Here is a 15,375-nt window from a genome sequence, read left to right as displayed (position 1 = left end):
ATGAAAAAGTAGTAAAACGCGCCGATAGTTTGCTTAAGAACGGAGAGCAAATTAATGCAATAAATGCTTACCGAAGGGCATCTATTCTCGATCGCTCCAATGATTATCCCGCAGAACAAATGCTGAAAATCGATAAGGATTTAAAAAAGAGTTTAAAAGGTTACGACCGGTATATCAGTTTGCTTCAAAATGCTGATTCATTGTTTAAGCACCATCGGTTCAGACAAGCCAGGTTCCATTATAACCTTGCGCTTGATATTGTAGAGGGCAGTTCATATGCGCGCTACAAAGTGAAGCATATCAATGAACTGCTTCCAATGTTTGATCCTTCCTATATCAGATTACAACAATATCGCCGGTTTTTAGCGAAAGCAGATCAACTTGTTAGTGAAGTGAAATACAGAGAAGCAATTGAATATTACAACAAGGCATTGTCAATTCAGAAGGGAGATACTTATGCATTGAAACAGATTAGTTTTTTAAGAAGCCAGATTGCCAGGAAACAGAGTCAATCAGATAAGCATCGTAAGTATCAGGAATATGTAGATTTGGCTGATCGTTATTTCGAAAGTCAGGCTTTGAGTGCTGCACGTGTAGCTTACCTTAAAGCTTTGGAAGTTAACCCTGATCAGCGATATCCACAAATACAGGTTGAAAAAATTGATCGTATTCTTTATCCTGAGAAAGTAAAAAATAATGAAAAAGAATTTCCTGGTTTCACTAAAGTGGAGCGAAACGATGTTTTTTTAAATAAACTGGCACGGAAATATCCAAATGGCAAAACAGTGGAATACTATGATCTGCCCGGAAAAAAAATTACGCGGGTGATCATTGTAGAAAACAAATTAGCCAGCGAGTATCTTGAAGTAAGATATGATTATGGAACATTTTTCTTTCGAAATGGACAAAATATTTCAAGGGCCATATTTATTTCTGAGACAAATAGGTAAATTGGTTCTTATGGTTTGATGTCTGTTTCAGTGTGCAGAGGTTAATTGGTGCATGCCCAGGTAAATAATTGTGCTTCTTTTACTCGCTCATCATAATTTGCTAACTTTGCAAGGCCGTTTTAAAACTGAAAATTGAGCGTAAATGAATATCAACATAAAGAATAAGAAGGCATCTTTCGAATATGAATTTATTGAAACATTCGTAGCGGGAATTCAGCTTACAGGCACTGAGATAAAATCTATTCGACAAGGTAAGGCCAGTATTGCCGAAGCTTACTGTTATTTTGACCGTGGAGAATTATGGGTAAAAAGCATGCATATAGCTGAATATGCCTTTGGTAACCGTTTTAACCATGAAATGAAGCGGGAGCGGAAATTGCTGTTGAATAAAAAGGAGCTGAGAAAGCTACAAAGAAAAATTAAAGAGAAAGGGCTCACAATTATCCCTACAAGACTATTTGTTAATGATCGGGGATGGGCAAAAATGAAGATCGCTCTTGCAAAAGGGAAAAAGGTTTACGATAAGCGTCAATCTATTAAGGAGAAAGATATGAAAAGGGATATGGAGCGTATACGGAAATTTTAGGTTATAAAATTTTAATAAAAATAAAAAGCCAGCATCACGTAATACAGTGATACTGGCTTTTTTTTATTTTGAGGCTTATGAATCTCATTAAAACAATCCTGAGATATTACCATCATCATCGACATCAATTTTTTCAGCTGATGGCGCTTTGGGTAAGCCGGGCATACGCATTATTTTACCTGTAATGGGCACTACAAATCCGGCTCCTGATGATAGCTCTATTTCTCTTACCGTGACTACAAAGTCTTTAGGGCGGCCAATTAGTTTGGGATTGTCTGATAATGATTTTTGCGTTTTTGCAATACAAATCGGTAAATTATCGAGACCCAGCTCGCTGATTTTTTTGAGATCGGCTTTTGCTCTTGAAGTGTAATCAATAGCGGCGGCACCATAAATATTTTTAGCCACAGTTTCAATTTTTTTCGGAATATCCCATCCCCAATCATACATTGGCTTAAATTTGTTTTCGCATTGATCAACAACCATTTTAACCTCAGTGGCCAAATCTTCGGCACCTTTACCTCCTTGTCCCCAAACGTCGGCTACTACAGCTTTAATGCCTCGATCTTCGGTACGTTTTTTTATGTATTCCAACTCTTCATCGGTGTCAGTGGCAAATTTGTTAATTGCTACAACTGCACATACATTAAATGCCTGTATATTTTCAAGGTGTTTTTCCAGGTTGCTGATTCCGGCTTTGAGCGCTTCCATATTGGGTTCATTTACCTTGTCAAGGTCGGCACCACCGTGGTACTTAAGTGCCCTCGCAGTGGCCACCAATACTACAGCTTTTGGCGATAGCCCTGATGATTGACATTTGATGTCGAAGAATTTTTCGGCACCCAGATCGAAACCAAAACCAGCTTCGGTTACTACATAATCAGATAATGACATACCCATTTTTGTGGCAATAACGGAGTTAGTACCCTGGGCAATATTTGCAAACGGTCCGCCATGTATAAATGCAGGCGTATTTTCGAGTGTTTGTACTATGTTAGGTTTTATGGCATCGCGCAGCAGTGCAGCCATGGCACCGTGGGCCTTAAGGTCGCGTGCATAAACTGGTTTTTTATCAAAGGTGTATCCAATGAATATATTACCAATGCGTTCTTTTAGGTCTTTGAAATCTTCTGCAAGGCATAAAATGGCCATAATTTCTGATGCTGCGGTGATGTCAAATCCTGTTTCACGCGGGAAACCTGATGTGCGTCCACCAAGTCCAACTATCGAATTACGAAGCGAACGGTCATTCATATCCATTACTCTTTTCCAGAGTACAGTACGCGGATCGATATTTAACGTACGGTGCTGTATTGCATTATCGATCATTGCGGCAAGCAGGTTATGCGCTTTTTCGATGGCTGCAAAATCCCCTGTAAAGTGCAGGTTGATATCTTCCATGGGCAGCACCTGCGACATTCCGCCTCCGGTGGCTCCGCCTTTAATGCCAAATACAGGGCCTAAAGAGGGCTCTCTAAGCACAACGCTCGAATCCGCTCCAATGTGATTCAATCCCTGCGATAGCCCAATTGATATTGTTGTTTTTCCTTCTCCTGCAGGGGTTGGGGAAATTGCTGAGACAAGTATAAGGTTGTTCTTTTTAACCTTCTCAGGATCAATGTAATTTAAGGGTACTTTTGCTTTATAATTTCCGTAGAGCTCTAAATCTTTGCTGTCAATTCCGAGTTTTGATCCGATATCGGTAATCGGTTGAATATTAGCTTCGTTTGCAATTTGTATGTCTGACTTCATAATTTTAAAATATTTTATATTTAATTATATAGATATTTTGTGTTATATGTATTCAAATAAAATACCAATACCCTCCTGAAATGGAACGAACAAAATAATGCTTTTTGATTCAAAAACAAGTTGCTTGCTAAAAAATAGTTAATCAGGTTTTTAGCTTTTTCTTTTTTGCTGCAGGAAACAGTACATTATTCAGAATAAGCCGATATCCGGGGGAGTGTAAATGTAAATGAAGGTCAGTTGGTGGATCACCGACAAAATGTCTGAAATCTTCCGGGTCATGTCCGCCATAAAATGTCCAGAATCCTTTGCCATAAGTACCGTGTATGTACCGGGCTTCGCCGGCACTTTTGTTTTGGCCCATAATTAACACATCAGGTTTGATGAACTTTTTATTGTAGGCCGTGGTCTGGCCCATGAAACCTTTAATGATATCAGTGTGATTTTGACACAACATAGTTGGTACCGGATCCCATTTTGCCGAGAAGTCAAAAAGCGTAAAATAGTCCTTTTCTTTGTTGACGTTTCTGTTTTGAGTTACGTCAATGTTTGAGAATTCATATTCGTAGGGATTTAGGCTTATCGTAAAGTCGGTAAAAGCCAGTGTATTGCTGTAATCGAGTTTTTCCTGGCAGTTTGGTGCAGGTGGGTCGCCATCGAAAACCTCTGCGCAAATATCGGTATTGTGTGCAGCCAGGGCAATATCAAAGGAGTCGGTGCCACTGCACATTGAGAACAAAAAGCCACCACTGTTCACGTATGATTTAATTGTGGTTACCACAGCAAGCTTAAGTTTCGATACTTTATCGAACCCTAGAGCACGGGCTTTTTCTTCTTCGCTGCGCACCTGGTTTCTGTACCAGGCTGTGTGATGATAGGCCCCGTAAAACTTTCCGTATTGCCCTGTAAAATCTTCATGGTGCATGTGCAGCCAATCGTATTTCTTAAGAGCACCATCCAGAATTTCACGATCGTAAATTACATCGTAGGGGATTTCGGCATAGGTAAGTGCAAGCGTAACGGCGTCGTCCCATGGCAGTTTGTCTTTCGGACTGTAAACTGCAATATTGGGTGCTTTATCTAGCTTCACGATATCCATATTCATATCGGGCTGCGATATTTTGCTGACAATGGCATTACGTTTTGCATCTGCAATAACTTCATAGGAGACACCTCTGATCATACATTCATCTTCAATCTCCGTTGCCATGGGCAGTAAAAAACTCCCACCTCTGTAGTTCAATAACCACCATCCGGAAACATCATTTTGAAGCGTCCAGTAAGTTATACCATAAGCTTTAAGATGGTTTTTTTGTGTTTCGTCCATCGGGATTAAAATAAAAGCTGCATGCAGCCACTGAAAGCTCATGAATAGTAAAAGAAGAATGAGGGCGGATTTTTTTAAATATTGCATTTTTTGATATTTCTTTATTACACTCTGTGTAATGGCTAACGAAGAAAGGCGATATATGTTTTGTGTTTACATTGAATGATTAAAACGGAGCGCCCTCATCGAAATCGTAATTGGCACCCATATTTTCGCCCGGATTATACTCCTCTTTGGCTGCAGTTGCAGGTTCTGTATTCATTTTCGAACCTTTAATGATTCCGGGTGTCCCCTCAGGTTCGAGGTCTGGCAAGCCGCCTTCATCGTAATCTGTAAAGCGTGCATATTGTCCTTCGAATCTCATGCGCACATCATCGGTAGCTCCGTTACGGTGCTTGGCAATAATGATATCTGCCATACCGATGCTCGAGCTACCATCATCGTATTCAGTTATTCCAAGTGCTTCGGGCCGGTGTATGAACATTACAATATCTGCATCCTGTTCAATAGCTCCAGATTCACGCAAGTCAGAGAGCATTGGACGCTTTTCTCCCTGCCGGGCTGTAACTGAACGGTTCAACTGAGAAAGTGCAATTACAGGTACATCGAGCTCCTTGGCGATGGCTTTAAGCGATCTTGATATAACACTAACCTCCTGTTCGCGGCTCGATTGGCCGGCGGCATTCATAAGCTGCAGGTAGTCAATAATGAGCATCCTTACGCCTTTTTCGTGCACCAGGCGACGGCATTTGGCGCGCAACTCAAAAATAGACAAACCTGGTGTGTCATCAATATAGAGTGGAGCATTGCGAAGTTTTGGTAAACGGCTTTCCAATTGCTGCCATTCCCAATCTTCCATTTGTCCTGTTTTAATATGCTGCTGACTGATTTCTGTTTCAGTAGAGATCATCCTTTTTACCAGCTGTATGGATGACATTTCCAGTGAAAAGAAAGCTATAGGTGTATCATATTGTGCTGCCACATTACGGGCAATGTTGAGTGCAAAGGCCGTTTTTCCCATTGAGGGACGGGCCGCCAGAATAACCAGGTCTGAAGGCTGCCAACCCGATGTGATTCGATCCAGGTTAGAGAATCCCGATGGTATTCCGCTAAGTTCATCTTTATTTTTCGAGGCAGCTTCAATTTGTTCAATGGCTTCGTCAACCACAGAACCTATTGAAGTAGTTTGCTTTTTAATATTTCCCTCTGCAACCTGGTATATTTTGTTTTCAGAGGTGTCAATCAGCTCAACTACATCGGTGGACTCATCGAAAGCCATTTGTTGTATCTCTGCTGTTATTCTGATGAGCTCTCGCTGAATGAATTTTTCTGCAATTAGTTTGGCGTGGTGCTCCAGGTGAGCAATAGAACCAATGCGATAGGTGAGCTGAGTAATGTAATAATCGCCTCCTGCCTCTTCAAGTTTTTTGTTTTTTCGCAACTGTTCTATCACAGAAACCATATCAATGGGCTCATTTTCCGATGACAAATCTTTTATAGCCTGGTAAATATGCTGATGCGACTCTTTATAAAAAGTTTCGGGTTGTAATAGGTCAAAAACTCTGTATATGGCATCTTTCTCAAGTAGCAAAGCTCCAAGAACGGCTTCTTCTATCTCTAAGGCGTTTGGGGGCACTTTCCCGGAATCAACAGCTATGTGATCGACATATTTAGAAGGGTTCTCTTTCTTGAATTCTTTTTTTGCCATAATGCAATTGGTTTTATTATATATTTTTATGCTGCTATTGCACTGCAGTTTGCCCTTTTTTTGGTGTAGGCAATTCCTGACCGATATATAATCGGTTGCCGTTTGTATTGGCTTGATTCTTTAAGGATTAATCTTAAACAGATTGGCCTTTTATATGCAACGCTTTAGATTTACAAAGTTAAGTTTATTTCAAAATTTTTCCAGAAACTATACAAAATATTATTAACAGGATCAATACAAATTTGTAATATTGTTAAGCAAAAAAAATATCAATGGTTGTTTTTCCCAATGCCAAAATAAATCTCGGTTTAAATGTAAAGTATAAACGTGATGATGGTTATCATGAATTGGAGACCATTATGCTGCCTGTTGCACTGGTCGATATTCTTGAAATTTTACCGGCCAATAAAACAGAGCTTTTTGAATCAGGAGCTACGCTCATTGATACACCAATGGAGCAAAACCTGATTTATAAAGCCTGGAGCCTGCTTAAAACTCAATACGACATTCCTGCTATTAAAATTTACCTTCATAAAAAAATTCCCAGTGGAGCCGGCCTTGGAGGTGGTTCAGCCGATGCTGCATTTGCTATACGTGCATTAAACGAGGTGTTTGAATTGGATTTATCCCCGCTGAAAATGAAAAAGAATGCGGCTACGCTGGGTAGTGATTGTGCTTTTTTTATTGACAATGAGCCAGCTTTGGCCACTGGCCGGGGTGAAAAACTTGAGCCTGTGCAGGTTGATTTAACGGGCAAATACCTGCTTTTGGTTGTGCCAAAAGTACATGTCTCAACGGCTGAAGCATATGGTAACATTGAACCACATGAATCAGAGCGCTCGGTCAGGCATGTAGTATCTCAACCGGCCAATACCTGGCAAAAGAATCTTATCAATGATTTTGAAGCAAGTGTTTTTCCGATATATCCTGAATTAAAAAATATTAAAGAAAGCCTCTATGCACACGGAGCTTTTTATGCTGCCATGAGTGGGAGCGGTAGTGCTATTTATGGGCTATTTAATGATGAACCGGAACCATTTTTTTGTTCCAATGCACGTTTGATTAAAAGTATAAAATTATAAAAAAAGCCCCCAAAAATGCTAACATAAGCATTGATGAAGGCCTTTTGGGGAATATTATATGAACTAGTTAAGTATTATGCGACGGGAATATGTGTTATCTCCTGTTTTTAGATTAATTATGTAAAGTCCCTTGCTGTAGCCGGTAAGGTCTATGCTTGTGGCATCCAGCATTTGCTTTCTGATCACAATTTTACCAATAGCATTTAACACTTCCACCTTGTATGCTCCGCGGCCTTTAATTTGGAAAACTCCTTTACCCGGATTAGGATAAACCTTCAATGTAGGTTCAGTGGTTTCGTTGGTTGTAATTCCTACCTCTTCGTCGACGCTTACATCGTCAATTGCCAGGATTCCCTGCATCGGATCGCTCATGGCATGAAACCCAATGTAAAAGGCTCCGGAAGTTGAAGGTGAAAATATGGTTGTATATTCACGATAATCAGCTGGTGTAATGTTATTATCGAAGAAAATTTCTTCAGTCATAGCTGTTCCTGTATGTGCATTTCCAATTTTTACTTCCATTTTTTCAAAGGTGCCATCGCCAACAAAATCAATGGCTTTGTACCAGAATGAAATGTGATAGTCATTACCTGCCTGCATTTGCATTGGCGGTGTGAAAAGCCAGTCGTCTAACGGGTTTGAGAAATCGAAATTTATAACGTGCATTGCTATGGAATCACTATTTGCATTATTGGGGAATGTGGCATTATTGGCCAGTTTATCCCATGCTGTGTTATTGGTTTCCAGTGACCATCCCATAGGATACCTCGGTTCTCCATCGGGTAAAAAGTGCGTTGTGTAGTTATTGAAATTTTCACTCCAGGGGTAAGCGCTAATGGTGGGGTCAGGCATGGTAGTGAAAGACCAGATTTCCACATTTTCGGCATCTCCATTTTCATTGTAAGGCACAACTTTCCAGAAATAGGTTGTATTATATTCCAGCTCATCACTAAAATTAAATTGGGTGAGGTTGCCTGCATCAACATTATTTACAATTTCGAATGCTTCTGATGAGCTTCCCATTGAAAAACGGTATCCTGTTGGCTCACCACCTTCATTGCTCCATCTGAAGGGGATGGTATTCATAATGTCCACATTCGTATTGTTGTCAATCGGATAAATATTGCCGGCAGCATTGGGTAAGCCACTATTATTCGGATTTTTCCAAACCACATCGTCTATTCTTATACTGCTTGTAACACTGTCATTGAGTCCATGTGCAAATGCAATGTATGGTTTTGTGTTTGCTGCATCGAATGATATGCTATACTTTGTAAGTTCCTGAGTTATCTGAATGGTATCTGTCGCCGAAAAGGTTGTTGGGTCTTTTGGATTATCCATTACACCTACAAACAGGTCAAGGCTGTCCTGGGCCGATTTAATGGCATAAAATTCCAGAATATTAGTGTCAAAGTCAGTTAGCCCGGGCATAATTGCCATTAGTGGATGTGTATAATCAGAAGCATTGTAAAGTCGCAATACGTTAGGTGCTGAATTATATTCGTAAGAGAGTGCACTTACGACTTTGGCAAAATGGTATGCGTTATCCGGGTTGTCAATTTTATTCCAGTTTTCAGGTAATGAGTTAACTTCCGTATTATCGAAATATTCAAATATTTCTGTCAGGGGCTCCAGTCCGTTTCCGCTTACCGAAACGCTGTTTTCACCTGAGAAGTTACCATCTATATTGAAAGTAACATCGCCATTAAATGTACCTGCTGTAGCTGGTTCGAAACTAATAATTGCGGTATCTGATGTACCTCCTGCAATTGTGCCGGAATAGTTACATGTATATCCATCGGGTGTGTTCACATTAGTAATGGTGAGAGCCTGGTTTGCATTACCATTAGATATGGCTACCGGCATTTCATAGTAACCACCTGTGTAAATATCTCCAAATGCAAGGGTTGTTGGGTTTAAGGTAATTTCGGCGCCTGATGATGAAGCCTTAATTTCAATATTGTCAAGAAATACTGGTTTTGGATAACTGGCAGCATCAATTATTTTATATACCCAACGCAGATAAGTGTTATTTCCTGCATAAGAGGTGAGATCTGCCACTTCCTGCACATATTGCTCCTGTGCTTCTGCAGGTGCCAGCCTGGCCAGGGTTGTCCAGGTGGTTCCACCGTCAGATGTCACCTGAAAATAGCAAGAGTCTACATTGGCAATTTTTTCACCGGGGATTGAATCACCATTAAACCACCAGAACGAAATTTGCATATTTTCTGGTAAATTGAATCTTGGTGTTACGAGTTCGTAATTTGTATTTTCATCGAGGAAAGATGGTGAAATATATGCGCATGAATCTCCATTTTGGGCATAAGAGCCACGCGAATTCCAGGAGCCGGTTCCTGTTGTCCAGTTCCAGTCACTTTCATCCGGCGCATAAATAATTGGAAATACTACATCAGAAGTGCCTTCAAAATTTTGGTCATAAGGGAATTGGCTTATAATTTTCTGCACTTCAAATGCCCAAACGGGTGAGGTGCTTGTCTCTGTACCATCATTTGCCACTACCTGCCAATAATATGTGGTTTTTGAGTCAAGTAATTCTGTTGAAGGATCAGCATTATAAGTTCCGGCACCTGATGCTACCGCATCGTCAGTAATTAGAGCAGCTGCTTCCTGATTGATTACGCTTGCTTCATCTGCAGAGAAATATACATCATAGGTAGCTGTGTTTTCATCAAGGTCAAATTCCAGTAGCGTTTCAGCATCAACATAAATGGCATTCTCCGCTGGATTAGGATTGGTGGGTGTTCCGGGCCCGTTTGATGCATAATAAAAGCGAATATTGGGCAGCGAAGAAGGATATGGGTTCAGGTTTCCTGCACTTGTTGGGAAAGTTTCGTCGCTACCGGCTGATTTATTATTATGCGTTGTGGAAGCTGTAGAGTTAAAGCTTTCATAATCATAATTCCCATCGCGGTTCTCGTAATGCACAATTATGTTATCGCTTCCGTTGTAATCAAATGGCGTGTCAAGTGTAATAACTGTCCAGCCATCAAAGGTAATATCGCCATCAAAAACCAGGGTATAGCCATTGCTTTCAGGATTTTCATAAGCAGAGCTGGCAAAAATATCGTTCGATGTGTGTTTAATGTAAATTTTTTGATTGGCATTGGTTTTGGGGCCATTGGTACAATCAAACGCAATTTGAGTTATTTGTTTTGCTCCACCAAGGTCAACTTGTTCGTAAATTGAGCTGTACCATGCGTAATTATAGTATCCGTAAACGGGATAAGATGTGGATACGTCTCCGCTACCTATCTGCACATAAGATTGTGCCTGCAAAAATGCAAAGGAGAGTAACATGCAAAGTGTCGTAATTGTAAATTTAAATCTCATAAGGTTTTATTTTAGTAACTGACATTTAATGAAATACCGGCTTTAACCAGTCAATTAATTTTTTAATTATTGTGGCGGCTAATATAGGGGTTCAATTGTTGCACTTTCGTGAGGGTGAACCCTCAATTTTTATAAATTTGTAGGCTAAACCCGTTTAACCATGCAAATGTCTAGGTTTTTATTTCTGGCTTTTATCGGGGCACTGCTATTTGTAGCGCAAATTGCCAAAGCTCAGAGTCCTGTCGAGGAGGAGGTGAAGAAGGTATACCGTGTGGCAGATAGTCTTTATAAGCTTGAAGACACCCATAAGGCATTGGATACACTTTTATCGGCATTGCCTGATTTTAACGAGTTCCATAATGATTCTCTCGAAAGTAAGGTGCTGGGTTTATTTGGCCATTTGCAAAAAAATATGGGTAACGATACTGTTGGGATTGGAAAATTTATGCAAGGGCTTAAATCAAGGCAGCTTAGAAAGTATTTGAATGCTGTAGAGGCAATGGGCCTTTATTTTGAACGCAGGGAGCATTATACAAAAGCTCTGAGCTATTATAAAAAAATGATACTTTTTGCCCGCACTTTGGATGATACCCTGAAGTGGGGTGAGGGTTTTTTCAAAACAGGTAAAATGTTTAAGGCACTTTTAAACTTTCCCAAAGCGAATCAGTATTTTAGTCAGGCATTGATTTACTTTAAAAAGAGCAATGCTCAGCAACAGATTATTAAATTATATAACCAGCTTGGCGATATGAGTGCAGAAATGGGGCAACCCGATTCTGCAAAAATTTTCTTTCGAAAAGCTATATCTCATGCACGCAATACAGAATCGGCCACTAGCCGTATCATTGCCTATCACAGGTTAGCAATAATTGCTGGAGATAACGGTAATTTTAATGAGGCGTTGATCTATTATGAAAACTCCAGGGAGTTGGCAACTCAAAAAGAATCTAAATACTTACCCTCTATATATTTTGATATGGCCAGCTTGTTGGAAAAGTTTGGTAAAACCGCTAAAGCTAAAAAAGCTTATGAAGAAAGCATGGTTTACGCAGCAGAATACAACAATACTGCTATTCAGATTAATGCTGCAAAGAAACTTGCGGATTTGTATGCGCTGAAAAATATGAATAGCCAGGCTGTAAAATACTATCAACTTTCAATGATGCTGGTTGACAGTATGCAACAAATTAATAGCCTTCAGGAAATGGCCCGTTTTGAGGCCCGATACAATCTGATGCAAAAGGAACAGGAAATCGCATTGCTTGACAGGGAAAGAAAACTGAAAGCTGTAAAACTAAAAAATCAGGAGTTGCGTTCGAAGCTATATATCGGAGGATTAATTTTACTTGGCTTATTGGCAGCCGTTTTATTGTACCATATTGTGACCCATATTAAGAAAAACCGATTGCTTTCTGAGCAAAATGCCAAAATTAACGAGCAAAATGAGGAGCTTAGCCAGATAAACCAACAATTGAGCGAGTCCGAAAACCACCTTATGCAGGCGTTATCTACAAAAAATAAGCTTTTTGCCATTATAGGACACGATCTTAAAAGTCCGTTAATGGATATCAAAAACCTGATTTTTATTCTCAAAAATAATGCAGGCCAGTTTGGAGAGGATGCACTTAAAAACCATACTGGTCAGATCGAAAATCGCCTGATATCGTTGCTCGAATTGCTAAACAATTTACTTAACTGGGGTATGACAGAACGAGATGCACTTGTATATGCACCTCAAAAAGTTGATTTGATTCAGCTAATTTCAAAAACCATTCATTTGTTTGATGGAATGACTGCAAATAAAAATATTAGTGTAAGGAGTAATTTGCCGGAGTCCATAAGTTGGTACACCGATTTCAATATGATGGAGTTTGTGTTGCGCAATGTATTGTCAAATGCAATAAAATTTTCTGAAAAAGATAGTCAAATAGATATAACAGCTACATTAGATTATGATCGGCTTTACATTACCATTACCGATTATGGGATGGGCATGACAAGTGATCAGCTGAAAAAGGTTTTTGACCGAACGTCAGAAAAGGTCAGAGCCGGAACTCAGAATGAAAAAGGCACCGGTCTTGGTATGCCGTTGACTTATGAATTTGTTAAAAAAATGAATGGCGTTATTGATATTGAAAGCAGACCCAATAAGGGAACACATGTTGAGATAACTTTTGAAACGAATTATAAAAGAGCAGTACATTGATTTATATCGGGTATGAAAAAAATTGCAATAGCAGATGACCATGCATTAATCAGGGAAGGAATAAAGGCAGCTTTGGCCGGAACCGATAATTATAATATTGTTGGCGAAGTTAGCGATGGACGTGCGTGTATAAATTTACTCAAGCAGGAGCCAATAGATGTCATTTTACTCGATATCGACATGCCCAAAAAGAATGGAGTAGAAGTGGGGCAGTGGATTAAATCGATGCAGCTAAATGTGAAAATAATATATATAACCAGCCATGCTGACTTCTTTAGCTTTTATCAGGCCTGGAGGCTACGTCCATCAGGCTTTTTATTCAAGGAGAATGCCCTGGAAGAGATTCTGCTTTGCCTTCAGCAGGTGGAGCAGGGCGCAACATATTTTTCTCCCGAGACGGAAGCATTCCTGAATAGTAATCAGCACCTTGTAAAAAATTTTGAAGTTATTCATGAGAAGCTAAGTGCACTTTCTGCCAAAGAAAAACAAATTTTATTGCATATAGCCAATAGCAAAACAACCAGTGAAATAGCGGATGAGCTTTTTAACAGTTATAAAACCATCGAAAACCACAGGTACAATATTTCACGTAAACTTGATATTAACGGAGCAAATAATTTAATGCGCTTTGCTATACAGCATTATGATCTTATAAAAGCAAAAGTATCTGATGATATTCTGGATTTGTGAAATCATAGAAATACTAGTTTTAATTATATGCTGAAAATCAGATATAAAATTACATACATCATGAAATATTTAACACTCATTTTAGTTGTATTTTTGGTTACAACATCTTGTAATCAGGATAAAAGTAAATATATTAAGAACCAGGGACAGGCCCACGGTACATTTTATCACGTCGTTTATGAATCGCCAAACGGAGTAGATTACAACGATCAACTACGTAGTACGATGCAACGCATTGATAAATCTTTGTCTACATATGATCCTGTTTCAGTAATCAGTCGCATTAATCAGAACGATAGTTCTGTAGTGTTAGACGACCATTTTCTGAATGTATACCGAAAAGCTGAAGAAATTGCAAATGAAACACATGGCGCTTTTGACATAACTGTTGCTCCATTGGTAAATGCCTGGGGATTTGGTTATACCGAACCACAGCGAACCGATTCTGTTTCGATTGCAACCATTTTGGAGTACGTTGGTTACGAAAAGGTACATTTAATCAATGGCAATCTGAATAAAGACACAGCAGCCATTCAATTAGATGCCAGTGCCATTGCCAAGGGTTACTCTGTAGATCAGGCAGCCGAAAAACTTGAGAAAAAAGGCATAAAAAACTATATGGTTGAGATCGGTGGCGAAATTCGCGTGAAAGGCCAAAATCCCAACGGACTAGCCTGGAGAATAGGTATAGATGAGCCCACAGAAGATCAGGCACTTATGGATCGCAAAATACAGCGTATACTCCATATCAATAAAGGGGCGCTTGCAACTTCGGGTAATTACCGACAGTTTTATGAGAAAAATGGCCAAAAATATGCACATACAATCAATCCGAAAACCGGATATCCGGTACAGCACAGGTTACTTAGTGCTTCTGTACTGGCTCCCGATTGTATGACAGCAGATGCCTACGCCACCGCGTTTATGGTGCTTGGATATCATGCCTCCATGGATATTGTGGAGCAAGATCCTGAACTAGAGGCTTATTTTATACTAAGTGGCGAAGATGAACCATTTGAAGTAAAATATTCTGATGGAATGCAATCGCATTTGAAAGATTAAGAATAGATTTTTGCAAATAGATACCCGTAAGGAGTTTTTAAATCTTTTTGCTTGTCTGGTCAATATTTCTTTATGTATTTAGGGTGCATTTTAATTATTCAAAAACTATTTACCGGAAACCTCAAAATCATCGAATTCACAAATAATGGGAGTAGCAAGCGTGTCTGTGCCGGTTTCGAAGCTGGAAACGAAAATTCTCACATTGACACCTTCCGGGTGTGTTGGCAGGCCTGAAATTTCTTCAATAATATCGCCATTTAAATAAAAAGTGGCAATGCTCTGATTTTGGCTCAGACTTATGGTAATGGGTTCATATAAATGTGGATAGCAAAGGTACTACTCTGTTAAGTGCGTCCACTCATCACCCGAATGCTCATTTTTTCTGATAACCCGGTATCGCCCTGCATAGGGTTTAAGCTGAAATAGATAAGAATCGGATAGATCACCGTTTTCTATACCATTAAAGACTAAACCTGCACTACCATTCATTACCAAATGATTCAATTGAACTTCAATACTGTAATTGGGTTTCAGCCTTGCTATTGGAGCCTTATCTGAACAAATTAGGTCAATGTTTTTAGCCTTTATTTCGTAGGTATTCTAATCAGTATTAAACTGGCTTGAGACATCATTTGTGTCAACATACCAACCACTATTTACATCA

Annotated in this window: 11 protein-coding genes; 6 read left to right on the top strand and 5 right to left on the bottom strand. The window is 39.5% G+C overall.

Annotated features, from left to right (window positions below; translation table 11 throughout):
• Positions 1 to 950, top strand: a 950-nt coding sequence (locus tag VJ937_RS10065; protein ID WP_324066769.1) for a hypothetical protein, incomplete at its 5' end; no start/stop codon positions are given.
• Between the two features lie 142 nt (positions 951 to 1,092).
• On the top strand, positions 1,093 to 1,536 hold the full coding sequence (gene smpB / locus VJ937_RS10060; protein ID WP_324066768.1) for an SsrA-binding protein SmpB: 444 nt from the start codon (positions 1,093 to 1,095) through the stop codon (positions 1,534 to 1,536).
• 87 nt (positions 1,537 to 1,623) lie between these two features.
• On the opposite strand, the gene VJ937_RS10055 is transcribed toward smpB, so the two are convergent.
• The 3 genes from VJ937_RS10055 to dnaB all read right to left on the bottom strand — a co-directional run bounded on the left by VJ937_RS10055 (position 1,624) and on the right by dnaB (position 6,320).
• Positions 1,624 to 3,288 (bottom strand): formate--tetrahydrofolate ligase, encoded by a 1,665-nt coding sequence (locus VJ937_RS10055; protein ID WP_324066767.1) that lies wholly within the window; start codon positions 3,286 to 3,288, stop codon positions 1,624 to 1,626.
• 142 nt (positions 3,289 to 3,430) lie between these two features.
• Complete coding sequence (locus VJ937_RS10050; RefSeq protein WP_324066766.1) at positions 3,431 to 4,699, bottom strand: asparagine synthetase B; 1,269 nt, start codon at positions 4,697 to 4,699, stop codon at positions 3,431 to 3,433.
• Between the two features lie 79 nt (positions 4,700 to 4,778).
• Positions 4,779 to 6,320, bottom strand: coding sequence for a replicative DNA helicase (dnaB, locus tag VJ937_RS10045; RefSeq protein ID WP_324066765.1), 1,542 nt, complete (start codon positions 6,318 to 6,320; stop codon positions 4,779 to 4,781).
• Positions 6,321 to 6,592: 272 nt separating this feature from the next.
• Here dnaB and ispE point away from each other — a divergent pair, with 272 nt between their 5' ends.
• The gene (ispE, locus tag VJ937_RS10040) at positions 6,593 to 7,402 is read left to right on the top strand and encodes a 4-(cytidine 5'-diphospho)-2-C-methyl-D-erythritol kinase (RefSeq protein ID WP_324066764.1); all 810 of its coding nucleotides are present in this window, start codon (positions 6,593 to 6,595) and stop codon (positions 7,400 to 7,402) included.
• Positions 7,403 to 7,465: 63 nt separating this feature from the next.
• Here ispE and VJ937_RS10035 read toward each other — a convergent pair whose 3' ends face one another.
• Positions 7,466 to 10,753 carry a T9SS-dependent choice-of-anchor J family protein gene (locus VJ937_RS10035; RefSeq protein ID WP_324066763.1) on the bottom strand — a complete coding sequence of 1,096 codons (3,288 nt, stop codon included), beginning with the start codon at positions 10,751 to 10,753 and terminating at the stop codon, positions 7,466 to 7,468.
• Between the two features lie 166 nt (positions 10,754 to 10,919).
• Here VJ937_RS10035 and VJ937_RS10030 point away from each other — a divergent pair, with 166 nt between their 5' ends.
• The 3 genes from VJ937_RS10030 to VJ937_RS10020 are packed head-to-tail and all read left to right on the top strand — an operon-like array spanning position 10,920 to position 14,711.
• On the top strand, positions 10,920 to 12,959 hold the full coding sequence (locus VJ937_RS10030; protein WP_324066762.1) for a tetratricopeptide repeat-containing sensor histidine kinase: 2,040 nt from the start codon (positions 10,920 to 10,922) through the stop codon (positions 12,957 to 12,959).
• Positions 12,960 to 12,971: 12 nt separating this feature from the next.
• Positions 12,972 to 13,649 (top strand): response regulator transcription factor, encoded by a 678-nt coding sequence (locus tag VJ937_RS10025; protein WP_324066761.1) that lies wholly within the window; start codon positions 12,972 to 12,974, stop codon positions 13,647 to 13,649.
• A 60-nt stretch (positions 13,650 to 13,709) separates the two neighbouring features.
• Positions 13,710 to 14,711, top strand: coding sequence for an FAD:protein FMN transferase (locus VJ937_RS10020; protein ID WP_324066760.1), 1,002 nt, complete (start codon positions 13,710 to 13,712; stop codon positions 14,709 to 14,711).
• A 336-nt stretch (positions 14,712 to 15,047) separates the two neighbouring features.
• Here the strand turns inward: VJ937_RS10020 and VJ937_RS10015 are convergent, their stop codons facing one another.
• A complete protein-coding gene (locus VJ937_RS10015) occupies positions 15,048 to 15,200 on the bottom strand; it encodes a hypothetical protein (RefSeq protein ID WP_324066759.1) in 153 nt (50 codons plus the stop codon).
• Positions 15,201 to 15,375: the final 175 nt, after the last annotated feature.

The sequence above is a fragment of the Salinivirga sp. genome (assembly GCF_035268865.1).
Classification (GTDB): domain Bacteria; phylum Bacteroidota; class Bacteroidia; order Bacteroidales; family Salinivirgaceae; genus Salinivirga.
Note: the sequence above shows the minus strand (reverse complement) of the source record. Positions and strands in the feature narration are given on the sequence as shown.